19 protein-coding genes are annotated in these 25,204 nt (G+C 67.9%); 3 read left to right on the plus strand and 16 right to left on the minus strand.

The genetic code is table 11. The annotated features are described in order from the left end of the window. The 5 genes from OOJ91_RS23140 to acs form a co-directional block, all read right to left on the minus strand. Positions 1-933 (minus strand): alpha/beta fold hydrolase, encoded by a 933-nt coding sequence (locus OOJ91_RS23140; RefSeq protein ID WP_266248141.1) that lies wholly within the window; start codon positions 931-933, stop codon positions 1-3. A 75-nt stretch (positions 934-1,008) separates the two neighbouring features. Next, the gene (locus OOJ91_RS23145; protein ID WP_266248142.1) at positions 1,009-1,410 is read right to left on the minus strand and encodes a hypothetical protein; all 402 of its coding nucleotides are present in this window, start codon (positions 1,408-1,410) and stop codon (positions 1,009-1,011) included. A 204-nt stretch (positions 1,411-1,614) separates the two neighbouring features. Continuing rightward, positions 1,615-4,050 carry an immune inhibitor A domain-containing protein gene (locus tag OOJ91_RS23150; RefSeq protein WP_266249815.1) on the minus strand — a complete coding sequence of 812 codons (2,436 nt, stop codon included), beginning with the start codon at positions 4,048-4,050 and terminating at the stop codon, positions 1,615-1,617. A 331-nt stretch (positions 4,051-4,381) separates the two neighbouring features. Next, positions 4,382-7,195 carry an immune inhibitor A domain-containing protein gene (locus OOJ91_RS23155; RefSeq protein ID WP_266248143.1) on the minus strand — a complete coding sequence of 938 codons (2,814 nt, stop codon included), beginning with the start codon at positions 7,193-7,195 and terminating at the stop codon, positions 4,382-4,384. A 220-nt stretch (positions 7,196-7,415) separates the two neighbouring features. Continuing rightward, positions 7,416-9,380, minus strand: coding sequence for an acetate--CoA ligase (acs, locus tag OOJ91_RS23160; protein ID WP_266248144.1), 1,965 nt, complete (start codon positions 9,378-9,380; stop codon positions 7,416-7,418). A gap of 664 nt (positions 9,381-10,044) precedes the next feature. Here acs and OOJ91_RS23165 point away from each other — a divergent pair. Next, entirely contained in the window at positions 10,045-10,791 is a 747-nt protein-coding gene (locus OOJ91_RS23165) for an oxidoreductase (RefSeq protein WP_266248145.1), read from the plus strand. Between the two features lie 75 nt (positions 10,792-10,866). Here OOJ91_RS23165 and OOJ91_RS23170 read toward each other — a convergent pair whose 3' ends face one another. The 6 genes from OOJ91_RS23170 to OOJ91_RS23195 are packed head-to-tail and all read right to left on the minus strand — an operon-like array spanning position 10,867 to position 17,459. Beyond that, positions 10,867-11,670, minus strand: a complete 804-nt coding sequence (locus OOJ91_RS23170; RefSeq protein ID WP_266248146.1) for an HAD family hydrolase — start codon at positions 11,668-11,670, stop codon at positions 10,867-10,869. A gap of 24 nt (positions 11,671-11,694) precedes the next feature. Continuing rightward, positions 11,695-13,266 carry a tyrosine-type recombinase/integrase gene (locus OOJ91_RS23175; protein WP_266248147.1) on the minus strand — a complete coding sequence of 524 codons (1,572 nt, stop codon included), beginning with the start codon at positions 13,264-13,266 and terminating at the stop codon, positions 11,695-11,697. Between the two features lie 2 nt (positions 13,267-13,268). Continuing rightward, entirely contained in the window at positions 13,269-13,547 is a 279-nt protein-coding gene (locus tag OOJ91_RS23180) for a helix-turn-helix domain-containing protein (RefSeq protein ID WP_266248148.1), read from the minus strand. A gap of 17 nt (positions 13,548-13,564) precedes the next feature. Beyond that, the gene (locus OOJ91_RS23185) at positions 13,565-15,346 is read right to left on the minus strand and encodes a replication initiator (protein ID WP_266248150.1); all 1,782 of its coding nucleotides are present in this window, start codon (positions 15,344-15,346) and stop codon (positions 13,565-13,567) included. Further along, positions 15,343-16,032 (minus strand): DUF2637 domain-containing protein, encoded by a 690-nt coding sequence (locus tag OOJ91_RS23190; protein ID WP_266248151.1) that lies wholly within the window; start codon positions 16,030-16,032, stop codon positions 15,343-15,345. Before OOJ91_RS23190 ends, OOJ91_RS23185 begins: the two co-directional genes overlap by 4 nt. Further along, a complete protein-coding gene (locus OOJ91_RS23195; protein ID WP_266248153.1) occupies positions 16,029-17,459 on the minus strand; it encodes an FtsK/SpoIIIE domain-containing protein in 1,431 nt (476 codons plus the stop codon). The genes OOJ91_RS23190 and OOJ91_RS23195 overlap by 4 nt, the downstream gene beginning before the upstream one ends. Positions 17,460-17,626: 167 nt before the next feature. Here OOJ91_RS23195 and OOJ91_RS23200 point away from each other — a divergent pair, with 167 nt between their 5' ends. Continuing rightward, complete coding sequence (locus OOJ91_RS23200) at positions 17,627-17,944, plus strand: GNAT family N-acetyltransferase (protein ID WP_266248155.1); 318 nt, start codon at positions 17,627-17,629, stop codon at positions 17,942-17,944. A 947-nt stretch (positions 17,945-18,891) separates the two neighbouring features. Here the strand turns inward: OOJ91_RS23200 and OOJ91_RS23205 are convergent. The 4 genes from OOJ91_RS23205 to OOJ91_RS23220 all read right to left on the minus strand — a co-directional run bounded on the left by OOJ91_RS23205 (position 18,892) and on the right by OOJ91_RS23220 (position 23,676). After that, entirely contained in the window at positions 18,892-20,136 is a 1,245-nt protein-coding gene (locus tag OOJ91_RS23205; RefSeq protein ID WP_266248168.1) for a DUF262 domain-containing protein, read from the minus strand. Between the two features lies 1 nt (position 20,137). After that, a complete protein-coding gene (locus tag OOJ91_RS23210; RefSeq protein WP_266248169.1) occupies positions 20,138-20,728 on the minus strand; it encodes a hypothetical protein in 591 nt (196 codons plus the stop codon). 757 nt (positions 20,729-21,485) lie between these two features. Next, positions 21,486-22,253, minus strand: a complete 768-nt coding sequence (locus OOJ91_RS23215) for a PmeII family type II restriction endonuclease (protein ID WP_266248170.1) — start codon at positions 22,251-22,253, stop codon at positions 21,486-21,488. A 118-nt stretch (positions 22,254-22,371) separates the two neighbouring features. Continuing rightward, on the minus strand, positions 22,372-23,676 hold the full coding sequence (locus OOJ91_RS23220; RefSeq protein ID WP_266248172.1) for a DNA cytosine methyltransferase: 1,305 nt from the start codon (positions 23,674-23,676) through the stop codon (positions 22,372-22,374). 96 nt (positions 23,677-23,772) lie between these two features. Here OOJ91_RS23220 and OOJ91_RS23225 point away from each other — a divergent pair, with 96 nt between their 5' ends. Next, positions 23,773-24,075 (plus strand): hypothetical protein, encoded by a 303-nt coding sequence (locus tag OOJ91_RS23225; protein ID WP_266248173.1) that lies wholly within the window; start codon positions 23,773-23,775, stop codon positions 24,073-24,075. 411 nt (positions 24,076-24,486) lie between these two features. On the opposite strand, the gene OOJ91_RS23230 is transcribed toward OOJ91_RS23225, so the two are convergent. Continuing rightward, positions 24,487-25,101 (minus strand): DUF4240 domain-containing protein, encoded by a 615-nt coding sequence (locus tag OOJ91_RS23230; protein WP_266248174.1) that lies wholly within the window; start codon positions 25,099-25,101, stop codon positions 24,487-24,489. Positions 25,102-25,204: the final 103 nt, after the last annotated feature.

Genomic DNA, 25,204 nt, shown 5'->3' on the forward strand with positions numbered 1-25,204 from the left:
TCAGGACTTGGCCCAGCGCAGGATCTCGCCGAGCACCAGCTCGGGGGCTTCCAGGTGGGGGAAGTGCCCCACCCCGTCGAGCAGGCGCCACTCGTACGGAGCCACGACGTACCGGCCGGACCCCAGTGCGGTCCGTGGCAGGGCGGCGACGTCCTGTGCGCCGTGCAGTTGCAGAGTCGGGGTGACCAGCGGCTTCTGCATGAGGCGGACGAACCGGTAGCCGTGCAGGCGCAGCACCGAGCGGAAGGCCCAGCGGTAGCCCTCAAGCGCGCAGAAGGCGGCCTGCGGGATGCGCATCGCCTCCCGGCACCGCTCGGCGTACGCCTCGAAGCCCGGGCTGGCCGCCCAGCGCGGCCCGGCCCAGCGGCGCAGGATCTCCTCGACGGCGGCCCCGCCGTCCCTCGTGAGCACGTGCTCGTAGCGGGGGAGCTGGAATTTCAGCGCGGGGGTGGAGGCGGCGAACTGCCCGCGCGGGTCGGCGAAGATGGCGGCGCGCAGGCGCAGTGGGTGGGGCGCTCCGAGCACCACCAGCCGGCGGACGAGGGCGGGGTGGAACGACGCGACGGTCCAGGCCACCATGCCGCCGACGCCGCTGCCGACAAGCGTCGCCGACCGTTCACCGAGGGCCCGGATCAGGCCGGCGATGTCGGCGGCGAGGGTGTAGCCGTCGTACCCCCGGGGTGGTTTGTCGCTGGCGCCGTAACCGCGCAGGTCCACGGCGACCGCGCGGAAGCCGGCGTCGGCGACCGCCGGGAGCATCTGGTGCCAGGCCCACCAGTGTTCGGGGAAGCCGTGCAGGAAGAGCACCATCGGCCCGGTGCCGGCCTCGACCACGTGGAACCTGGTGCCGTTGGCGCCGACGAAACGGTGCGTCCACGGTCCCTCGGTGAGGACGCAGGACTCGTCGACGACTCCGCCGCGCTGGTCGGTCATGGCAGACAGCCTAGGACCTCGCCGGCGAGCAGCCGTTTCGCCGGCCCGTCGTGGGGCGGCAGTGCCGGGTTGCGGTCAGCCGACCGGGCTGATGTCGACGATGGTGACCGGGGTGCCCGGGCCGCAGTCGGCGGTCGGGTCGGGCGGGCCGACGGTCACCCGGACGGTCGTGCCGACGGCGAAGGTGCCCTTGCCGGTGCCGTGCAGCGCGTACTGCCTGCCGTCGTCGGTGACCAGGCCGTAGCAGGGACCGTCGCCACCCCGGGTGATCCGTCCGGCCAGCACATTGGCTCTGCGGGCGTCGGTAGGTCTGCGCGGCGGGCCGGTCGGCTGGCGCAGGGTGGGCAGCGGGATGCGTGAGCGCGCCGGACGGTCGGAGGGGGACGACGACGGGGTCGGATCGGTGGGCCCGGTCGATGCGGCGGGCGGCGGTGCGCTGGGCGAGGGACGGCCGGAGGGGGTTTGCTCGGCGGACACAGCGTCTCCTTCGTTCCTCGTTCCGGCGCAGCCGGTGAGCGCCAGCAGAACGGCCAGACCGGCACCGGTCAGGGTGGTGCGGGTTCGCGGTTGCACGGGTGATCGGACGCGCTGGGCTGCGTCGGGGTTCCCGGAACGGGCGATGCCCGGGCAGGTGACCTGCCCGGGCATCGCCGTGGTGCGGGGTGTCGCCTGATCCGAGGATCAGAAGAAGCGGACGTTTGTGTAGATGCCGTCCTGCGACAGAACCTTGATCTTCCGGCCGGTCGCCGGGAGCTTGACGCCGTGGTTCGGCAGCTCCGGGTACCAGTACTGCTGGGTGTCGTCGAACAGGGGCTGCGCAGCCTGACCGCGGATGTAGTTCGGCTGGCTGTCGACGTGCAGCGTGAACGAGTCGGCCTTCTTCAGGCTGAACGGCGCGTCGTAGACCTGGACGCGGGCCCGCCAGGGGGCGCCGGTCAGGTTGTAGAGCGGCCGCGGGTGCGCGTCGATGATCAGGTTCCGACCCTCACCCGGGTGCTCGAACGTGTCGTTGTCCGCCCAACGGGTGTTGTGGTAGGAGATCAGCAGACCCTCCTGGTACGCGTAGTGGTCCACGTAGTCCGGGCGGGTGTTCGCGTAGCCGAAGAAGTACGGGCCGGTCTTGAGGTACTTGTCGTACGAGGTGTACGACCGGGTGCCGACGATGTAGTAGTTGTCGAACGCCTTGGTGTAGGTGGCCCCGGCGATCTCGAACTTCCCGGCGAAGGTCCAGCCGTTGGCGCCCGTCTCGGCGCCGTCGGTGAACACGGTCTGACCGTCGGCGGTCACGGTGATCGCGTCACCGTAGAAGCCGCCTCGGGACACGCCGCCGTCGGTCTGGTAGCGCAGCCGGAACTGCACGACCTTGCCCGCCGCGGAGTTCATCGGGATGTTGACGTCGACCCACTTGCCGGCGCTGGAGCCGTCCAGGGCGAAACGCCCGGGGGAGATCTCCTTCAACGGCTTGCCGTTGACGGTGCCGGGCAGGGTCGCCCAGGTCTTGCCACCGTCGGCCGACGCCTCGAAGAACAGGTAGTCGAACCCGGTCTCGATGTTGTAGCGGCCCTTCATGGTCAGGGCTGCCGACGACTTCCCGGTGAGGTCCAGGGTCCGGGTCATCGTGCTGTTGAGGTCGTCCTCGTTACCGGTGAAGAACTGCTTGCTGCCCTCGAACGGCGCGCCGTTCGAGAAGGTGTAGTCGCGGTCCGGGAGCACGACCACGGCGCCCTGCGCCTCCGGCGAGTTGTACTCCTGCGGGCCGAGCTTCACGGTGCGCTTCTCGTTCAGCCCGATCGTGTCGTAGTCGAGCCAGCCGAGCTGGTACTTGTTCCACGCGCCGAGGTCGCCACCGCGCTCGCCGATGCCGCCGTCGTTGTTGGCACCGAGCCGGCTCTGGGCCATCAGGGTCCAGTGCTCGTTGTTGTTGTCCCCACCATTGACCACGTTGTAGTCGTCCGGCAGACCGAGGTCGTGGCCGTACTCGTGGTAGAAGACGCTCCGGCCACCGTTCTCCGGCTGGATCGTGTAGTCACCGATCCAGACGCCGGTGTCCCCGATCTCCGTTCCACCACCGGGGAACGTCGACGGGCCGGTGCTGCCCTGGTCGGACGCGAACGCGTACCAGCGGTGGCTCCAGATGGCGTCCTCACCCTGGTGCGGGTCACCGTCGGCCTGGTCGCCGCCGGAGTGGACGATCTGGAAGTGGTCGATGTAGCCGTCGGGCTCGTTGAAGTCGCCGTCGCCGTCGTAGTCGTAACGGTCGTACTGGTCCATCGACTTGACGTCGGCGGCGATCTGCGCGTCGGTGCGACCGGCGGCCTTCTGGTCGAGGACCCACTGGTTGGCGGCGTCGCGGACGAGGTTCCAGGTGTTGTCGCAGACGTTGCTGTCGCAGACCGCCGGGTCGTTGGCCGGGTTCGTGACGTCGTCGTCGGCGATCGGGTCGTCGGACCGGCCGTAGCGGGCCTCGTTGTACTTGACCTTGACCCAGTCGGTGACTTCACCCTCGACGCTGTAGCGACCCGAGGACTGGGCCTCGTAGTACTGCTTCAGCGACTCGTCACCGGGGTTGGTGCCGAAGTAGAGCTGCCGGTAGTGGTCGGCGTTGTAGTCCGGCTGCCAGACGGTGGAGTTGTCCACCGCCCGGTTGGGCGCCGGGATCTGGTTGTGCAGCGGCCCGTCGAACGTGGTCGGCCCCGCGGTGTCGGGGCTGGTGTTCTTGTCCGGGAAGTCCGGGTGCCGCTCGTTGCCGAACTCGGCGAGGATCACGAAGATCTTGTCGGTCCGCTGACGGGAGAGCTCGACGTACTGGTCTTCCGTCTGGGCCGTACCCGCTCCGGTGGTGCGGGCGGCGGCCCCGTCGGCCTGGGTCTTACCGACCTTGACGACGGTGCTGCCGTTGATCTTCTCTGCCTTGGCCTTGCCCTTGAGGACCTCGTTGAGGCCCTCCTGGCGCAGCGCTCGCCGCTTCTCCTCCAGCGGGTTCGGCAGGTCGTGGTCGGCAAGGGCGGGCTCGGCGACCGACGGAGCGGCCGTCGGCAACTTCGGCTGCGGTGCGGCACTGGCGGACGGTCCGAACGCCAGCCCCGTCGCCGTCAGCGAAAGCCCGAGCAGACCCACTGCGACTTTGCGCACGTGGTACCTCCGGTGTGAGGGAACCGGCCCAGCGGGGGTGAGGGCCGGCGATAGATCGATCCCACTAGTGGGACCAATGGTGAACATAGACACTGCTGGGACGGGTGGGAAGATGTGCGCGTCGATTTGTTGCAAGATTTTGTTGGGAATGCTTTCCACCGTCACACCCCTGCGCTTCATCAGCGCACGAACCAGGCTGCTCTGGGCGTGAGTGTAAACAGCGACATATTTCGATCAATAAGATCGGTCGTACGACAGTGGGGCCGGCGGCGTTCCCGCCACCGGCCCCACCATCAGTTCTTGATCAGTAAAACCGTTACTTCTTCGCCGGGGTGACGAAGATCGTGGCGGACGTGTTGTCCCGCGCGGTCTTCCTGATCGTCAGCGAGACGCCGTTCTGCACGCCCGCGTCGCCCGGGTTGCCGGTGCCGAGCACGATCGCGCCGCCGCCAAGCGTCGTGCCGTAGAACTCCGGCGCCGGGCTGCCGTCCGGGTTGGTGACCCGAGTGGTGTACGGCGCGTTGCCACGCGACGGCACCACCACTGAGGCGTCGTTGTCCCGCGCGTACGGAGCCCCGTCACGCATCTCGATGCCCGGGTACCAGCCCTTGGCGTCGGTGAAGGTCTTCACCGGCGCCTGCGCCTTGAACTTCGTGCAGTACGCGCTGTACGGCTCGTCCGCGGCCTCCAGGCACTCCGTGAAGGGGTACGTCTTCTGGAGGGTGAACGCCGCGTTGGCCGACTGCGGACGGCTGGGCAGGTTGTCCGTCACCGACGGGTCCTTCTCCGCAGCCGTGCCGGTGCGCCGGTACGGGTCGAAGTGCGAGTCCACGATGAGCAGTCCGCCCTTCGCGCCGTAGCTGGGCAGCGCCGTCATCTGCCCGGTGACGTGGTTGACGTCGCCGAGCGCGCTGTCCCGGTACCACACCAGCATGCCCGGGGCGTTGTAGGAAATCCGGTCGACCTTCCACGCCTCGTGGGAGTAGATGGTGTCGTAGGCGTACTTCAGGCCCTTGTCGAAGCCGTCGAAGTTGCGCCACTCGGCCAGGTAGTACTGCGCGTGGGTCTCGGTGCCGCTGGAGACCTTCCAGCCCCCGCCGGTGGTGTCGACGAAGGTGCCGCCGGTGGCCGTCCAGCCGTTGGCGCCGCCCTCCACGTCGTCACTCCAGGTGGTGGCGCCGCCGCCGGTGACCGAGAAGTCGTCGGCGAACCAGTTGCGCTCCTCGAACGCCTCGTCGGTGGCCTGGCGCAGCCGCAGCTGCACTGTCGTGCCCGCGTACGCCGACAGGTCGACGTAGTCGTGACGCCAGCCGTCGGTGCTGCCGGTCAGGCCGTACTTCTTGCCGCCGAAGTCGTTCATCCGGCCGTTCGGGTCCTGGTAGTCGTCGGGCGTGGTGACCACGGCGCCGCCCTCGGCGTACACCTTCTGCTCGTTCCAGGTCGTCCCGCCGTCCGTGGAGAGCTCGACGAAGCCGTAGTCCCAGTCCTCCTCGATGATGTAGTTGTTCCACATCCAGAACTTGGCGTCCGCCGCGTTTGGCACCTCGACCGAGCGGCTGAGCTTGACGTCCGCCCACTCCTGGTCGTTGTTGCTGTGCCACATCTTCGTGCCGCTGTGCGGCGTGGCAAGCGTCGTCACCTTGTCCGGCAGGTCGATCTTGATGCCGTCCTCGGAGTCGATGGGCGTCCGCGAGGTCTGCCCGAGCTTCACCTCACGCGGGTTCGAGCCCGGGCGGATGGTCAGCGGGTCGGCCCAGCCGAGCACCCACTTGTCCCAGATGCCCATGTGCGTCGGCAGCGCCTGGAAGACCTCACCCGAGTGCGAGCCCGAGGCCATCAGGTCCCAGAAGTCGATGTCCGAGTCGGCGTTGCCCGAGGTGTCGTAGAGGTCCGGCAGACCCAGGTCGTGACCGAACTCGTGGGCGAAGACGCCGACACCGGCGTCCTCGGGCTGCACGATGTAGTTCGACACCTTCAGGTTCGTGCCCGGGATGCTGTAGCCACCGGCGACAGTGGAGGAGTGCGCCCAGACGGCGTACACGCCCTGGTCGCCGCCGCCGCGCGACTTGCCCTGCCCGGCGTGCACAAGCACGAGGTGGTCGATCACGCCGTCCGGCTCGAAGAGGTTGCCGTCACCGTCGCGGTCGGCCTGGTCCTCCTTGTCGTAGTCGGCCCACGGGAAGCTGGGGTCCTTGGCGGCGAGCGCGTCGATCGCGTCGGTCGCCAGTCGGCCCGCGCCAGCCGGGTTGTCCGGGTGGCCGTTCATCGACTGCTCCCGGCCGGGAACCCAGTTGCCGTTCTCGTCCTTGGTGCAGCGGTTGGCCGCGTACCAGCCCTCGGAGTGCGGGACGCTGATCCACGGGCTGGCCTGCCCGTCGACCGTGTACGCGTTCTTGGACATCTCCAGGTACATGTTGTGCATCGTGCGACCGGAGAGGTCGACGCCCTTCTTGCCGTCCGGGCCCTTCAGGTCCTTGCGGACCCGCTCGGTGATGCCCTTCTTGCTGTACAGCATCTTGTTGTAGTGCGACGGCGAGAAGTCCGGCACCCACATCGAGTTGTTGTCCTCGTGCGGAAGCTTCGCCGGGTTCGGGATGGTGTTGTGCTTCGGCCCGTTCTGCACGGTGCCGGGAACACAGGTCCGGTCCTCGAACACCGTCTTCGGGACCATCACGCCCGTGAAGTCGTCGTTCGCCTTGTCGTTGAACTCGACGAGCAGCGTCAGCAGCTTCGCCGTCTGCGTGGTGGGCGACTGCTTGATCTGCCGCGGGCTCTTGCCCGTCTTGATCGACTTGGCTTCGATCTGCGCGAGCTGGCGCGCGGTCACCGGGTTGCCCCGGGCGTGCTTCTGGTCGAACGCCCGCGCGGAGTCGACGGCGGGGGTGTAGACGCCACCCTTGCCCTTGACCTCACGGCCGGTGGTGTCCGTCTGCACCTCGGGCTCGGCGTAGTTGATGTAGTACTCGTCGGCCCCGATCACCGCCCGAGGGGTGGTGGACGGCTGCGCCGCCGCACTTCCACTCACGGTCAGTGAGGTGGCCGCGAGGGCGATGACGGGCAGCGCGACGAGTAGTCGTCGACGCGACCCCGGATGGGAGTTTCTGTTCATGCCGCTCCGTTTCTCGGGCATGGGCGGAGGATGCCGGCCGGCTCCGGGCGCGCGGAGACGCATCGAGGTCAGCCGACCTCGTGAAACTAAATGAGAAACACGTCGAACGGCGGGAACGTGATGGAGGCGTTATTCGTCCAACCACCTGCGGCGGTCGCGGTCTGTGGTCGTACCTCCACAAAAGACGACGATGGGTGACGGTCCGGACGGACCGTCACCCATTGCTTGTGTACGCCTGTCGTCAGTCCTCGTCGGACTTGGCGCCGCTCATCCCGGAGGAGATCAGCTCCATCACCGAGGAGTCCTGCAACGTGGTGACGTCGCCGAGCGACCGGTTCTCGGCCACGTCCCGCAGCAACCGCCGCATGATCTTGCCCGAGCGGGTCTTCGGCAGCTCCGGCACCAGCATGATCTGGCGCGGCTTGGCGATCGGGCCGAGCGTCTTCGCCACGTGGTTGCGCAGGTCGGCGATGAGCTGCTCACCTGCCTCACCGGCGATGTCCGTGCTGCCGCGCGGGATGGCGAACGCCACGATCGCCTGACCTGTGGTCGGGTCGGTCGCCCCCACCACCGCCGCCTCGGCCACCGACGGGTGCGACACCAGCGCCGACTCGACCTCGGTCGTGGAGATGTTGTGCCCGGACACCAGCATCACGTCGTCGACCCGGCCGAGCAGCCAGATGTGCCCGTCGTCGTCCTTCTTCGCCCCGTCACCCGCGAAGTACATGCCCTCGAACCGCGACCAGTACGTCTCGATGAACCGGTCGTCGTCACCCCAGATGGTGCGCAACATCGACGGCCACGGCTCGCGCAGCACCAGGTAGCCGCCACCGCCGTTCGGCACCGACTGGCCCTGGTCGTCCACCACGTCGGCGACGATGCCCGGCAGCGGGGCCATCGCCGAACCCGGCTTCGCCGCAGTCACCCCCGGCAGCGGGGAGATCATGATGGCGCCCGTCTCGGTCTGCCACCAGGTGTCCACGATGGGCAGCTCACCGCCGCCGACGTGCTGCCTGTACCACATCCACGCCTCGGGGTTGATCGGCTCGCCGACGCTTCCCAGCAGCCGCAGCGACGACAGGTCGAAGCCGGCGGGGATGTCCTCGCCCCACTTCATCATCGTCCGGATCAGGGTGGGCGCGGTGTAGAGGATGGTCACGCCGTAGCGGTCGACGATCTCCCAGAAGCGGCCCTTGTGCGGGGTGTCCGGGGTTCCCTCGTACATGACCTGCGTGGCGCCGTTGGAGAGCGGGCCGTAGACGATGTAGGAGTGGCCCGTCACCCAGCCGATGTCGGCGGTGCACCAGTAGACGTCCGTCTCCGGCTTCAGGTCGAACACCGCGTGCGTGGTGTACGACGCCTGCGTGAGGTAACCGCCTGTGGTGTGCAGGATGCCCTTCGGGCGAGCCGTGGTGCCACTCGTGTAGAGGATGAACAGCGGGTGCTCGGCGTCGAACGGCTGCGCCGTGTGCTCGGCCGACGCCGTCTCCACCGTCTCGTGCCACCAGTGGTCCTTCTCCGACCACGCGACGTCCTCGCCGGTGCGTCGAACCACAAGCACGTGCTCCACGGACGGGCTGTTCGCGACCGCCTCGTCCACCGTGGGCTTCAGCGCCGACGGCTTGCCCCGCCGGTAACCACCGTCCGCGGTGATCACCACCTTGGCGCTGGCGTCCTGGATGCGGTTGCTCAACGAGTCGGCGGAGAAGCCGCCGAAGACGACACTGTGCGCCGCGCCGATCCGGGCGCAGGCAAGCATCGCGACCGCCGCCTCCGGGATCATCGGCAGGTAGATCGCCACCCGGTCACCCGCCGTGACGCCCAGGTCGGTGAGCGCGTTCGCCGCCCGGCAGGTCAGCTCGTGCAGATCGGCGTACGTGAGGGTCCGTGTGTCGCCCGGCTCGCCCTCCCAGTGGATCGCGACCTTGTCGCCCCGGCCCGCCTCGACGTGCCGGTCCAGACAGTTGTACGCCACGTTGAGCTGCCCACCGACGAACCACTTCGCGAACGGCGGGTTCGACCAGTCGAGCACCTCGTCCCACTTCTTCGACCAGGCCAGCCGGTCGGCCTGCTTCGCCCAGAAGGCGAGCCGGTCGGCCTGAGCCTCGGCGTACGAGTCGACTGTGACGTTTGCGTGCGCGGCGAGTTCGGCCGGCGGGGGGAACTGGCGCGTCTCGTTCAGCAGATTGGCCAATGCCTCGCTCATGCCGTGACTCCTCGTCCTCGGGGTGACCTGCGTCTCGCTGGGCCTGAGGGTAGTCGCGGGGTCCCCGGCCGGCGACCGCTGCCCACCCCGTCGCGCCGAGCGGCCCCCGCCGCGCGCCCGACGGCCCACCCGCCCCGCCCGGTACGCGGGCCTTGATCGACACGGCGCCGGGTCGCGCGGGATGCCCGACCCGGCGTCGCTCCCGTCTGGCCCGGGGCGTCGTCCGGTCTCGCCCAGGCGGCCCAGGGCTTGATCGACACGCGTCCGGCCTCGCGGCATCCGTCCGGCCGGCCCGGCCTGAGCGGTCGGCGAGGCTTGATCGACACAGGTTCGGCGGAATCGGGGTATCCCGACCGGTCGGACCCCGCCATTTCACCGATGTCGTGTTGACCTTGCCCGGCGGCGGACCGAAAGGGCGGGCCAAGGCCGAGGGGCGCAGTCCGGCGGCCAGTCGCCGGGGCGGTCAGGGCCGGCCGGCCGGGTGGGTCGGGTCGTGTTGCGGCGGGTGGGTCGGCCGGCCGGGGTGGGTCGTGTTGCGGCGGATGGGGCCGGCCGAAGTGGGTCGGGTCGCGTTGTGGGCTGGGTGGGGCCGCCCGGCGTGGGTCGGGTCGCGTTGGGGGCGGGTGCGGCCCGCCGGGTCGGGTCGGGTCGCTAGCGTGGCGGGGTGACCACCGACCCGCTCGCCCCGCTGCTCGCGCTCGCCGACGTCGCCGCCGCCGTCGACCGGGCCCGTGAGCGCTTCGACCAGGCTCTCGGGCACCGCGCGCTGCGCCGCAACGGTGGTCAGGTCGCGGCCGAGGTCAGCCTCCGGTCGGCGGTGGCCAGCGCCGCGCTCGAGGGCGCCGTCCATGAGCGCGAGGAGGTCCGGGCCGGCACCGTCACCGACCCGGTGCTCCAGGGCGCGCTGCGGGTCGCCGGGGCGCTGCCCGGCCTGAGCGAACTCTGGCCGAAGGCACCCCGGCAGGCACTCGCCCGGCTGCATGTCCTCGCCGCCCGCGACATCGTGACGGAAGCCGAGTTGGGCCGACCGGTGGCCGACCCGGTGGTCGCCGCCCGCCTCGACGGGCTCGCCGGTCTGGTTGCCGGCGGCACGAAGGTCTCCCCGCTTGTGCTCGCCGCTGTCGTACACGGAGAGCTGTTGAACCTACGTCCGTTCGCCGGGCCGTCAGGCGTGGTGGCGCGCGGCGCCGCCCGGCTGGTGCTGCTCGCCAGCGGCCTCGACCCGCGCGGCCTGCTCGGCGTCGACGTCGGTCACCGGGAACGGGAGCCCGAGTACGTGGGATCGGCCGGCGCGTTCGCCACCGGCACCCCGGACGGGCTGCGCTCCTGGCTGCGGCACTACATGGCGGCCGTCGAGGTCGGCGCCGACCAGCTCACCACGATCGGCGACGAGATCCTCGCCGCAGCCTGACCTCGACCGCAGCGCGGCCCGCAGCGTGAGCGCGACCGCTGGCGAGCGGGTGAACCGCCGCCGATGTGGCGACTGTCAGGCGGTGGCGGCGGCGCGGGTGCGACGGTGCCGCCCGTACCAGGCGATGCCGATGGCGACGCCCACACCGACCCCCAGGGCTGCCGCGGCCACCGGAACGGCCGGCCGCTCCCGCAGCCGGCGGCCCAGCGGGATCGGATGCCGGAACTCCAGCACCGGCCAGGCGTTCTCCGAGGCCAGCTTGCGTAGCTGCCGGTCCGGGTTGACCACGCTCGGGTGACCCACGCACTCCAGCAGAGGACGATCGCTGTACGAGTCGGAGTAGGCGTACGAGTCGGCCAGGTCGTAGCCGCGCGCGGCGGCCAACTCGCCAACCGCCTCGACCTTGCTCGGACCGGCCGCGTAGAACTCGACCTCGCCGCTGTACCGGCCGTCCCGCACCGCCATCCGGGTGGCGATCACGTCGGTCACCCCGAGCAGCTCGCCGATCGGCCGGACCATCTCCTCGCCGGACGCGGAGACCAGGACCACGTCCCGCCCGGCCGCCTGGTGCTCCTCGATCAGGATGGCAGCCTCGGCGTACACGTAGGGGTTGATCAGCTCGTGGAGCGTCTCCGCGACGATCTGGCGGACCTGTTCCACCTGCCAGCCCTTGCAGAGCGCGGCCAGGTAGTCCCGTGTTCGGGCCATGGTCTGCTCGTCGGTGCCGCCCAGCCGGAACATCAGCTGCGCGTACGCCGACTTGACCACGTCACGCCGGGTGATCAGCCCGTCCCGGTAGAACGGCCGACCAAACGCCAGGGCGCTCGACTTGGCGATGACGGTCTTGTCCAGATCGAAGAAAGCGGCACTTCGGCCCACGGCGCGAAAGTCTAGCCGGATGGTCTATCGTCGGCGGGTGCCCGGGGTCAGGCCACCCCTCGGACCTGCGGGCGGGTGCCCCCAACTCCGCTCGGCGTGATCGCGCTCACACTCCGCGAGGAGATTTTCGCGCTGAGTGGAGTGGACAACACTCGACGTGACGGGCCCGCTCAGGCAGACTTGTTCGCACGACGAGCTTTCACATCCCCGAAACAGACAGACCCTCGGCGGTTGCACCCCCCGTGACCGCCGAGTGGTTCGGCTCGACCCCCCCGGAGCCGAACCGTCGACGACCCCCGTCTCCCCCCGACGGGGGTCGTCCCTTTCTGGGGAGCGCTCCCGGCCAGGTGAAGGCGTGCCCACCGGGTCGGCCGGTCGAGGCGACGGGCGGAAAGTCAGCGAATCGTCAGCGAAGGTCAGCCGGACCCGGTCGGCGTAGTCCTCGGGCGTGTGCGTGTACCGGTCCAGCGTCGTCGACGCCTTCTCGTGCCCGACCACCCGCCGCACCACGTTGACCGGCACCCCATCCGTCACCAACCACGTGATGTACGAGTGCCGCAGATCGTGGAATCGCAGCCCACCGACCGCAGACGCCGCCGCGTGCGCCACCGCCGCCGCCTCCGTCGGAAACTCCGCCTGCCGCTCCCGGCCGTCCCGGTCCGGCCACACCGCCAGCCACCGACCCCGCGCCAATTCGGTGACCCGACCGAGCAGCCCGGCCCGCACCAACGACGGCAGCCAGATCCGCCGACGGAAGTTCGACCGCCGCTGCGGCCCGCCGTCCCGGTCGGCGAAGACCAACGCCCGCCCGTCAAGTGAGGTCTGGCCGCGCCGCTGGCGCAGCTCGGCGACGAGGAACGGCGGCATCGGCACCGCCCGCACTCCCGCCCGAGTCTTCGGGTACGCCCGCAGCACGACCCCGCCGTGGGTCTCCACCGCCACCTGGGCGACGTGCAGCAGCCCGCCGTCAAGGTCGACTGCCTCCCACGGCAGACCCGCGCACTCACCCCACCGCAGCCCCGCCCCAGCGGCGGCGCAGATGATTCCCCGATGTTCGGCCGGGACGGCGGGCAGCAGCCGGCCGACGAACGTCTCCCGGCTGATCGTGCCCGCGCGAGCCTCACCCGCCCGGTTGCGGGGCACCCGGACCCCCTCATAGGGGTTGATCGCGAGAAGCCGCGCCCGGATCGCCGTCTGCATGATCATCGAGAGCAGTCCGAGGTGCTTCGCCGTGGTCGAGGGTGCAAGCGTCCGACCGAGCTCGGTGACCCACTCCTGCACCGCCAGATAGTCGATGCGCCCCAACGGCCATTCGGCCCACTGCGGCAGCAGATGCGCCCTCAGCATCGACTCCGTCCGCTCGGTCGTCCGGGCCTCCACCGACCGTCCGGCCAGCCACCGAGCCACGAATTCGTCGAACCGCATCTTGCCCGCGTGCGGATCGACGTACGTGCCCTTGTTCAGGGCGCCCTCCACCTCGGCGAGGTAGGCGTTCGCGGCCTTCTTCGTGCGGAAGGTCTTCGCCTTCTGACGGTTCGCCGAGTCCCGCCAGTTCGCCCGGTACGTACCCGCCGGAGTCTTGATGACGAAGCCCATGCTCACCGACCTCCGCGCGGAGCGTCGGTGCCGGTGGCGGCGAGGTCATCGGATGCGCCGTCGAGCCAGGCGTGGAAGCGGCTACGCGGCACCACCCAGCGCCGCCCTAGGCGCTCGGCGGGGATCTGCCCAGCCCTGACCAGGGCGTAGGCCGAACTAACGGACAGGGACAACATGGCGGCCACCTCCTTGACGGTGTAGACCGCCCGGACCGGGCGGGGGTGTGCTTCGTCGGCCCGAAGGCCGGACTGCCGTGGCGCGAACGGCACGACGATGGACAAGATTTCCTCCGAGGGGTTCATGCCGCGAGTGCGGCGGGTTGATCGGTTGCCGAAACAGCGGCGGCTGTTCGTAGTCGTGCGGTGTCGAGGTCTGCTCGCCAGCGGATGCGGGCTGAAATCGCGCGCAGGAGGCGGTGTTCCAGCGGCGGCACGTCGGGGTCTTCGGGTCGGGCGAGTTCGAACCGGTACCGCTTCGAGCCGTCCGCGTCGTCGGCCGCCTGGTCGTGCTCCTCGGTGTCGGCCATGCCGCCGGCGAGGATCGCCCGGACCCAGGCGCGGTTGTCGGCACGGTGGTCGGCGAGGGTCTTGCCGGACCACTGACGGGAGACGAGGACGCGTCGTCCGGTGAAGCCGAGGGTGGAGCGTTGGTGGACCTTGCCGGTGCACCGGCCGGGGGTCAAGCCGGCCTTGACCCCGTCCGGCTGAACGCCGTAGAGCAGCCAGTTGGCGCAGGTCGGCGAACACGGCAGTACCGAGAGCTCCGCGTGCAGCCGATCGAAGTGCGCCTTCTGCGCGTCAGAGCGCGGTTTCGCCTGGTCGGTGAGGTCTTTGGTGACGTACTTGGTGACGTAGCGGATGGACCGTTCGGCGTCCTTGGTGCCCTGCTCGATGCCTCGGGCGTCGATTCGCCCGAGGCGGGCGACGTAGGCGGGCCGGCTGTCGGGTTCCTCCAGGGCGTCGAGTGCTTCACCCCAGGTGGGCAGCGACTCGCGGGTCTTCGGGTCGACGTATGCCTGTCGGTCGACGTCCCACACTGGCGGCTTGTCGAGCGGGTAGGCGGGTTCGTCGAAGCGGGGCCACCACACCTGGTGATACGTGGCCGCCGCGATCTGCTTGAGCAGCCGGCGCGGCAGGGTGCCCCGGATGGCGAAGTGGGCGTGTGGGGCGAGGCGGCGTTGCAGCTCGACAGCTCCGGCGTATTGGACGTTCCAGCCGGCGGCGCGGCGCACGTTCTGCCACCACCGATCCAGAACCCGGGCGAAGTGGATCGCGTCCAGGGCGGCCCGCCGGTAGTCGTAGCTACTCGGATCGACGGGGGTGCCGAGCACCCCGTCATACGGGCCGTGCCGCTGACCGCATTCGCACGGAGCGATGTAGGCGCCGCGCCGCAGGTGAGAGTGCACCGGCCCGTGTGAGCCGAGGGTGAGCGTGACGAGCATCGACGGCCGGTGGGTCTTGCCGGTCTTGCCCGAGTAGGCACGGCCGATGGTGCGCGGGTCGACGGGTAGCCGGGGCAGGTCCGGGGAGTCCTGCCGGCGTCGGGTGGATCGCTTGCGGCGGGGTCGCTCGTCGCGGTCCTTGGGGGTGAGGTGTCCGCGCAGGCTGGTTTCGGCGAGGGCTTCGTCCAGGTCGGCTATCGCGGCGTCGATCTCCGCCAGGTGCGCGGCTCGTTCGTCGGGGGTCATGGGCTGGTACTGGACGGCTTCGCGTTCGAATTCCAGGTGCGCTCGGACGCGGACCAGGGCGAGGGCGTCTTCGCCGGGCTTGTCGGGGCGTACGGCGGGTTCGTCGGCGAGGTGCCAGCCCTCGCGGATTTGTTGGATGCGCAGTCGCCGGCCGCGTTCGGCGCAGGGCTTGCACTTGACGGCGAGGGTCGCCCCGCACGGCACTTCCACGACCTCGGTGAGGCCGGTGGTGGTGTCGGTGCGCCGCAGGGCCAGGGGTCGGACGCAGACGCCGTTGTCTTCGGCGAGCTGCTTGAGTGCGTCCTTGGCGAGGGGCTTACGCAAGCGGTCGGCGCGTGATCCTGGTCGGGGTTGCTCGACGGGCGTGGTGGGGATGAGTTCGAGTTGGGTCACCGGTTCTGCTCCCCGCCGGAGAGGCTGCCGTTTCGCGGCGTGAACGCTGCCGCTGGCACAGGGACCAGCCCTGGCCGCCGTTGAACCGCAATCGTGGGAACCGGGCGCAGGGCCGACGGGCGAGACTGCTCATCGGAGGCAACCCCGGTGACTGTCGCCGTCTGGTCATGGTCGACGACATTCGCCGTCTGGTTCTCGTCGGCGTCGTCGACGGGTGGCCGGTCGTCGTTGGCCGGGTTGTAGCCGGGCGGGCTGTCGCCCCAGCCGTCCGCGTCTGCCTGCTCGTTGACGGGTGCCGTAGGTGTGGTGGTGGAGAAGATGAGTTTGGACAGGCCGAGGAACGCCAGCGCGGGTACGGCGGACAGGAGCGCTCCGGACACGCCCGGTTTGGCCACGGCGAGTTGCGCTGACAGGGAAAGTGCGACGGCGCAGATGAGCAGGAACATCGGGTAGCTGATCGGGCCTCCGGTGCGGCGGCGTCGCCGGACGGTGAGGAGCGCGGCCAGGGGTAGGAGTTCGGATATCGCGGCGTTGGCCCAGCCGAACCAGTCCCCGGTACCGGTTGGGGAGTTGTTCATGGTCCAGTCGTGTACGTGGGTGAACGACGCCGCGCCGGCCAGCCCGCCGACGGTCAGGACGATGAGCACCAGGACCACGCCCTCCACCCGTTCGGTGGTCGTCTTCACCGGGTGACCTCCTGTTCGTCGTCGGTGTCGCAGAGCCGGCGGTAGTCGCGGCCCAGTGCGCGGATGTCGTCATCGGTGAGGTAGGCGAAGCGCACGCGGACGGGTTCGCGGACGCCGTCGAGGACCACGAACCCCACCCCGGGCGACGATTCGGGGATGCGGTCACACAACGCGCCCCGGTCCCGGGCGGCGTCGCCGAGGACCATGTCCACCTGCTCCGGCTCGGTCAGCCGCAGCCCGATCCGGGTCGGGAACAGGTCCCGGAACGGCAACACGTCCTTACGCGGGTCCTGCAACGCCGCCACCACATGCACCCCGACCGCGCGGCCCTGCGACAGCAGCAGACCGAGGGATTCCTTGATCCGGTCGCGGACCTTCCGATCGGTGATGTACGCCGTCAGCGCCGCCAGCTCGTCGACCACCAGGACCAGCAATGGCTCCTCCACGGTCGGCACATGCTGGCGAGTCACTCCACGCAGCCGGGCCGCCCGCAGCCGCATCCGTTTCACGGCCTCTTCGAGGACGCCGGCCATACCGTCGGGGTCGTCGTAGGAGAACCGCGCGAACAGCGGCACCCCCGCCGCCAACTCCATGCCACCCTTAGGGTCGAACGCCCACACCTCCACCAAACCGGAGCGGATGCCGCCGGACAGGGAGCGGATCAGGGACCACAGCACCGACCCCTTCCCGGCACCGGTCGCTCCCGCAATGAGCACGTGCGAACCGGTCAGCCGCAACCGGTACGCCTGCCCGTCCTCCCGGACTCCGAGCGGCAGCCCATCCAGGTACGGAACATCGCCTACCGGTAGCGGCGCCACGATGCCGGCAAGCGGGTCGCGGCGCATCAAGCGGACCACCACTCGATCCGGCCGGTCCGTCGAGCGAGCCTGACCGGTGGGCAGGCGAAATGCGTAGGCGAGGCGTTCCGCGGCTTGGCCCCAGTCGTCGGGAATCTGGCCCGGCAGCATCCGCACGGTCAGCTCATCGCCCCACCGATCGCAGCGCACCCGCAGCAGGCGGGGCACGTACCGGTCACCGCCGAACACGGTCGCCAAACCACAGGTAGCCATGACCGACGCCCACCGGGGCCGGTAGACCACCAGGGCGCGGACTCGGGCAACGAGCGGATACCAGCCGAATCGCAGCCACGACGACGGGTGCCACCGCCACCAGACCACGCAGCCGATGGCAATCGTCGCGAGCGCGCCGGCCAGGACGAGGCCGCCGAACTCGACCCGCAGCCACAGCGCGAGGCCCGCTGGCGCGGTGATCCACCAGTAGCGGGCCGCCAGCACGGTGAAGCGGATCAGACCCCGGCCCAGCCACCAGAAGACCAGCAGCCAGCCCGGAACCCGCCATGCGGGAAGACGCACGTTCATCGGCGCGACGGGGATCTTGTCCCCCGGAATGATGTTGATCAGAGGCACAGGTCACCGCCCTGACCACGACGGCCACGGCCCAGCGTCGAGACGCAGGACCGGCAGGACATGCGGCGCAGGTCGAACCGGCGCGGCTTCACCCACTCCAAGCAGCGGGGGCAACGGATCGTCGAGACCGAGCCGAGAGCTGGCGGCAGCCGCAGCGCTCAAACCGGATGATCGGCTTCGCCCGCCTCGGACTCACCGGACACCAGGCCGCTAAGCTCGGCTACGCCATCGGTGCGGAACACTGGGGCCACGGCTGCGCCACCGACGCAGCCCGAACCATCATCGACTTCGGCTTTCGAGAGCTGAAGCTTCACCGCATCACCGCAGCTATCGGCCCCGACAACGCTTCCTCCATCGCTGTCGCAAAGCGGCTCGGGATGCAGTACGAAGGCCGGCTACGCGACCACGTCTTCACCAATGGCGCCTGGCGCGACTCCCAGCTCTACTCGGTCCTTGCCTCGGAGTGGAACGACGCCGCCGGCTGATCGTCATCTTCGCTCAGCACTCGGGCGAGCACTTCCGATCATGGCACCGGTACGATCGCCCCCATGCGCGACGCCGACACGCCGCCGCAGGATCCCGCTGACCGCCCTTACGCCCGCACCGAACTCACACCTCGCCAACGAGCAGCCGTCATCCGAGCCGCCGCACACGAGGTGCGCAAGCGTGTGCAAGAGTGGCACAGCTCGCCTGGCTGGCAAGACATACCGACGAACGCTCACCGGTATGAGGCGACCGTGGTCGCAGTGGCGGCGCTTGACGCACTGCCCGAGCCGGCAACTGACCAGGAACTCTCCGGGCTGGTCGATGCCGTCCGACCCCTATTTGCTGAGTGGCGACCGAGCCGGCCTGGCCCTGAACAGCAGATCTTTGTCGCGGTCGAACGACTCCACATAGCGTGCGGTTAGCACTGTCCAGCACTGACTGCGCCGAGTTTCTGTACGTCTTCAAGGCGCCTCTCCATGGGCGCATGTGCCGCCGCCTGGGGCACGCCATCCGCTGCCGCTGTTGCTCCGACTCCGCCTAAGCAACACGCCCGGCAACTGGCGTGGAGGCGGAAGCCCAAGGCCGCCGCAGAACGACAGGGGCAGCGATTAGTGGGTGATGCCGGCAACCGGCCGGGGGCCGCGTGGCCATAAGCCCGCGCGGCGCCAGGGAGGGCACGCGGGCTGGTGGCGGTCGCGGGGTTGCGGCTACTGCGCTTCGGGCGGGGCGCGCTCCGGCTCAAGGATCACCGGAGCATTCGTCGGCGGGTCCCAGTCTGTGGAAGGGTGCGGTAGCCATCCCGCCTGCCATCGACTCGAGCAAGCCGAGCAAACCACCGCCCAACGCAAGCGTCCGGCCTGCGTGAGGTCCGCTCGACGTGGGGGCCGAGCGTGGCGGGCCGGGCGGTGGCCCGCCAGAGGGCGGGTCGACGGCACACGGGAGGACGTCAGCTCGAGGTGGCGTCGCGAAGCAGCATCTCCTGGACATGCACCTTTTCATTTGGATCTGAGGGATCCTCTTGCTCGTCGACGGGAGACGCGGAACGCCATGCCGCGTCTGCAGACGAGAGAGGTGTCGGATGCCCCACGGCCAGGACCGGTGCCAGCGCGAACCGCAACGCTTCCTCACGTCGTACTCGATTAAGCCGGTCACTGGCGGCACGTTCCACCGCCCGTAGATACCGGACCGCCTCCGTCCCAAGCTCATCCGACACTAACGGATCGATCGACCGTCCTTCCGCTTCCTCTCGCTTGATGTCATTGACCAAGTCGGAGAACTTCTTTAGAGCAACAATGAGGGCGCCGTGGGCGGAATTGTTCAAGGGCAGCAATTCGGCCTGCTTTGCGAGCAAGACAAATAGGGAATAGAAGTCGGACTTATTGCGGAAGCGCGTCCGTCGCAGCGGTCCAGCCACGCTGCTCAGTTCCAGGAAAACGCGACCGAAGCGTCGCTCCAATTCTTCCAGTGTTCCTTGCGGCGTACCTTGTTTCTCAAAGGTAAGGAAGAGTTCATCCAGCCCATCCTTCTTGTTTGGATAGGCTCGAGACGTAACCGCGTAGGCGACCTCGGCGATGAATTCATCGTTGCGTCGTCGTAAGTAGTCTTTCGCAGAAAATACGCCTACCTCTGTAAGTACGTTCTGTGCCGCGGCGGCTTCAACAAGTTGAACAAAAGGTCCCGTGAAGGCTGCATGTCGCAACTCTTGCGCTTCTAGGGGCTCCACAGTCTTATTTAGCCGCCGGAACACTTCGCGAAGTACGGACTCCTCAAGGCTTGGCAGCTTTCTTACAATGAGCTCGAAGCTCCGGAAACGCCTTTTCAGATCATCCGTCAGTTCGCCGAACTTGCGGCCCCGCCATCGCGAGTCAAGATCGTCGTCGTTCGTGAGTCGCAGCTCATCATCGAGGAATCGGATGCAGGTAGTCAGTCGCTGCTGGCCGTCGACGATTACCGTCTTCTCGTCGCCATCCGCCGAAGTTTCTCTTTGGATGTAGATCTCGGGGACTGGCAGCCCGCGAAGGATTGAGTCCACAAGGAAACTCTGTTGCTCTAGGTTCCAGACCAAATTCCTCTGAAACGGGGGCCGAAGGACAAGGTCTCCGTTGCTGAACGTCTTATGAAACGAGTTAACTGTAATATTGGAGGGTGCGGAGGCGACCTGTTCAGCGAATTCAAGACTAGTTATTGTCATCTTATGCCACCAGCTTCCTGCACTTCGTTACCCCGTCGGCAATATAGTTTCTTAGGCTCCAGTAATCGCGATATATCCAAAACTCGACATCGATCTCCCGGTCAAGCAATCTGCAGATGTGTTCGGAGATACGCACGGAGGCAGCCACCCAATCTGCGCCGAAGGAGAGTGCCGGAAGCAGCTTATTCGCCATGACCGCGCCATCAAAAAATCTTTTCTTTTGCCAATTGATGTGATCGCGCACGAGTTCGTCCATGGGCTGAGTTGATGGCTGCGCTGCTTTGCGCAGATCTCGCCAGGCGGCCTCGAAATGAACTTCGGAAATCAGCGCGATATCGAGATCTGACCCATCATTAAAACGTTTTAGGGCATTGTTCTCCACTTTGTGGGGATTAATCGAAAATCCCATGGCGCCCGAGCCTGTGCAGAATATGCCGTTGGGGTCGATGTCGAGGCTGCTTGAAATAATCTTAACTGACGAGCGAAAACCAATTTGGTCGAAGGCAAATGGGTCAGCGCGTAGGAAGTGCTCATCGATCCAGTCATGGAGTGGGTCGCCGCGCAGGACCTCTTCCTGCGAGGGGTACGGCATGGCAGCAGCCTCCAATGGATTACGTATGGACCGCGATAAGCCTAGCCGTCTCGATCAAGCCGAGGCAGCAAGCAGTCGGGCGACCAATGCTGACCGCGTCACCGAAAGGTTCGGCTCGGGGACGGCCTCGCCTTAGCCAAGCACCGATTGGGATGGGATGACAGCCTGCATCCGGCTCGCCTTGACGAGGGTCAAGCCCGGGCCGCCCGCGAGATGACTGTCGACAGTAACGCCGGCAGCAACCGCGCCGGAAGCCAGCACGCTGACGAGTGCAGGCCGGGACCAAGCTCCGAGCGCGCAGCCGGTCTCCGGACAAGCACGGACGCGTCGCACAGTGCTTGTAAGCGAGGCGCCGATCCCGCAGCCGAGGGCGGGCGGCGAGGGTCGTTGCACCCTGTGATCAAACCTCATTGCCGAAATGCTCTCTTTAGGATCAAGGCGGCCCGCCAAGCGGGCCGCGCCGGCCCGGCTCCGGCCTGCTGGCGGCCTCCGGCCGGCATCGGCCGAGCCGGCCGGCCAGGGTCAGGGACGACACGATCAGAAGACCTCGGGGCTCCGCCCCGAACCCCGACCCTCCTCAGAGATGCCGCCGCAGATCACCTCGCCGGGCACCACAAGGGCTACCAGCCTGCCCGGACGGGGACAAGGTCGTTCGGCTGGTGAGGCGCTCCACCTTGTCCCCGTCCGGGCAGGCTGGACGGTCTACGACTGCCCGACGAGGAGATCCGCTTTACAAGCAGGCGTAGCTCTTGAACATCTACCCTCTCGCCTTAGGGATCTTCGGCGCAATCACATAGCCGGTCCGTGTCAGTTGTGCGAGCGCACGGACGTGGCGCGCTTTGTCTTCAGCGCGCCAGTTTTCCGGCGTTTGCAGGGTGAGCCGGGCTAGGAACTCCCAGTCGACAACGTGATCTTCACTCCGGTCAGCGATGTAGTCACGGACTAGTAACTGAAGGGCTAGTAGGTGTCCTGTGGCATCGTTCTTGATCATTTGGCCCGCCACCGCAGCCATCGCCAGAGCCAGGTCAACCGCCTGGACCTCGTCCAGGCGGAAAATCTCACCCCAAAACTCCGCAGAAGACGGTCGTTTCACCCCGTCTTCGTAGGTGCTAGAGGTTTTGCCAGCCAGTACTGCCCAGTTAGCGTGTACCGCCCCCGTGCTTCGTCCTTGCCGCAGCAGCTTCTCGGCTTGCCGTGAGTTCCGCTTAAGCGCCTTCACGATGTCGCTGTTTCGTGTTACCATCCCGCTTTTGAGGACATATAGGTGGTGGTCCCCGGTAAGAGGATCGAACCTTTGGAGGTCAATACCCTCCGCAGCCGATTTTTGGGCATCAGGGCTTCCGTCGCTGGCCAAAGCTTCCAGCGCCCAACCACCAGCAGTGACGTAGTTCCGGCTGTCGTAGTCCTCCACCAGCCGTTGCGCAGCCTCCGAGGTAGTCAGCCCGTCTAGCTGGATCCTCCGGATGAACGGGTTGATTCGCTTGATGATGAGGTTCCTGTAGTCGGGTACGGCGTTGCGGATCACGCGCACATACCAGTAGTGGAAAGCCTCAGCGAACCCTCTTACCCCGGCGACAACATGAGCGTCATCGGGGCCAACGCCTGCAGGAACGCCCGCAAGCTCTCGTACAGCAGCGACAATGTCAGCCGATTGGAGCGGTATCGTCGGCCTTTGCTCTTGCGTCAACAGGCGTCTCCACGTCATACGCGGCCCACACGTGGTCCGGGCGAATCGGAACGTGAAGATGGTAGCCCTCCCGCAGCGTCCAGCCATGCGTGCCGGGTCTGCGGTTAGCCGAGCTCTGCCGCCAAGCCGGAACCAGTGGCTCCTCCTCCCGCTCCCCGGCGGCGAACCGAAGGAGCTGCGCCCCCAGCGCCTTGCCGAGTAGCGGAGGCACGGCGTTGCCGATCTGCTGGTACTGACTACGGAAGCCGCCGGCGAACTCAGTGCCTGCCGGGAAGCTCTGAACGGCGGCACATTCGTTGACTGAGAGACACCGAAGCTCGTCGGGATGAATCAGGGCGGTGCTCGAGTGGTCCGGCATCCCGAGGATTGTCGGTGCAGGTAACTCCCAGGACAGCCGTCGCCACCAGCCGCTTTTGCCGCCAGTTGCGTGGTATGCCCGCCCCATCGTCTCGCGCCGGAGAGCATCGGGTAGGTGCCGCCAGTTGCCGCCAGGGGGGATGTTGCGGTAGACCGCCTTTTTCCGTTCGCTGATTGGCATGACAGGTCCGAGGTCGTTAACGCCTTGGAGTGCCTGCCGGAGGGTCTTGAACGGCTGGTTCGCCGTGCCGAAGGTGGGCCGAGGCAACCAGCATGGGACGGCGCCCTTGGTCGCGATTAGGACGGACCGTTGGCGCATCTGCGGAACCCCGTAGTCGGCGGCCTCAGCGACTCCCCAGCTGACGGCATAGCCGCGAAGCCCGAGCTGATCGAGCAGCCACTTGAGGAACGAGCCCTTCCGCTCCTCCAGTGGTGCGTCCAGTGGCCACCGCGGTCCTCGCTCGACTAAGGGGCGATGCTGGAGTGCCGCTGACAGCATGCCGTCAACGTTCTCGATCAGGAGAAACTGCGGGTCGAAGGCGTCGACCCACGTGAGGTAGGCCGGGAAGAGAGTAGTTGCTCGGGCGTCGGACAGCCCTTGGCGGCGGCCGGACGTGGTGAAGGGCTGGCAAGGAGGGCCACCGGCTAGAAGAGGAAGCTCGCCTGGTCGGAAGCCAAGCTCGTCACGAAGCTGGACCGGGTCGATGTCTTCAAGTCGGCGATCGAGAACCTTTGTCGGCCGCTCGCGGTTCTTCGCCTGCCTCTGAAGGGTGCCGACGCAGTCCGGGTCCATCTCGACTTGGGCGGCGATGTTCCAGCCTGCCCACTCAAGCCCAAGATCGAGGCCGCCCGCTCCTGAGAAGAGGGAGACCACGTCGCGGCTTGGTTGCGGTCCCCGGCTCATGCACTAAGTCCCTTCTCTGGCTAGCGCAGCGTCCTGGACACAGGGCCTGCGCACGCCCCATCCTTCTTGGGATGTGACATTGCTACAAGGTATCTGGTGAGCGAGATGACGACGAAGGAGGCGCGCATGCCTCGATCGACCGACGGAGCGGCCAAAGAGCAAATCCTCATCCGTGTCGATGCTGAGACCTACACCGCACTTCAGCTCGCGCAGCCGTTTGAGGGGCGTAGGTCGATGCAAGACCTCGTGTGCGCGATCATCGAGGACTTCGTCGTCGGACTGCGATCGAGAGAGCCGGGTTTCGAGAAGGCTCTGCTCGGACTGCGAGAGGCGCAGGCACCGAAGGACGGTGTACTTGCGCGGCGCGGTGTCTACGGAGGTCGGGCCGTCGGCTCCTGACAGCCTGCTCATGTACGGCCATCTGTACAGCCAAGCCGACCGACCTGGCCAGTCGCGTGCAGACACGAGGCGACGGCGCGAGCAGATCAGCGGCAACGGCCGACGTCGGCCGACAGCGGTCTTGATCTTTGCAAGGCAGGGTTCCGGGAACTGGTCGCGCTGCGGACGGCCCTGCGAGCGGTCTTCGGCCGTCCTCGGGCGCCAGCAGCGCGCCGGCCGGAAGTCAGCCGATCGTCAGCGAACGCCGTACCGCGCAGTCACACTCGATCATGCTCGACGGCACGACCGACGCGTCTGACCACGCGGTACGGCACTCGATCACACCCGCTGCTACGTCAGGTCACTTTCCCCCCGACGGGGGTCGTCCCTTTCCCAGGGAGCGCTCCCGCACGACACGGCTGCCCGCTCTTCCTACTCCACGCCGAGTCGGCGGGCGCCAAACAGCTCGAAGAGCCGGGGCAGCCGCCTGCGCCACTCGTCTTCGTCGCTCAGGTCCCAGCGCTCCTCGGCAGGCTCCGGGTCGGGGTGCGGCGGAGCAGCCGCGGCCTGCGCCGACTCGGCGGCCTCCCAGAATGCCTCGTCGTCACCCGTCAGCCGCTCGTACGCCGTCTGCGCGGCGAACTGGAGAGCTTCGTCGCCGATCCACAGGTCACGGCCTTCCGATGCGCTGATCTGCCGTATCGCGGGATGGTCGGCGAGCGAGTCGGGGTCACGCGCCACCAACTCGAACGCTGTTCTCCCCAGACCGACCAGCCCTGCCTGGAAATCGGAGAATCCGTCGTCGGAGAGAAACCCGTACTCGATGATCCAGCACGCCGCGCAGACGTCCCAGGTGTCGACCTGGTCCACCACCTCGTCGAGCACCTGGTCGAACGCCACGATGTGCGACAGCGGGAGTCGCATCAGCTCCGCCACCAGGGCCTCGGCGACCGCACTCGGTTGACCGTCGCGCTGGGGCTGGTCCGCTGCCACGCCTGCCGCCGTTCGCGCACGCTCCACGACACTCCAGAACTCCTCCACGTTCACGGCCAGGAGTGTCCCCGATGGCTGTGACAGGTTGGGGCGCGGTAATCGTCGGGCCTCCCGTGACACAAGCCAGGGTGAGAGTCGCCGAGGCAATGGGGGTTCG

It is taken from the genome of Micromonospora lupini, assembly GCF_026342015.1.
Lineage (GTDB): Bacteria > Actinomycetota > Actinomycetes > Mycobacteriales > Micromonosporaceae > Micromonospora > Micromonospora lupini_B.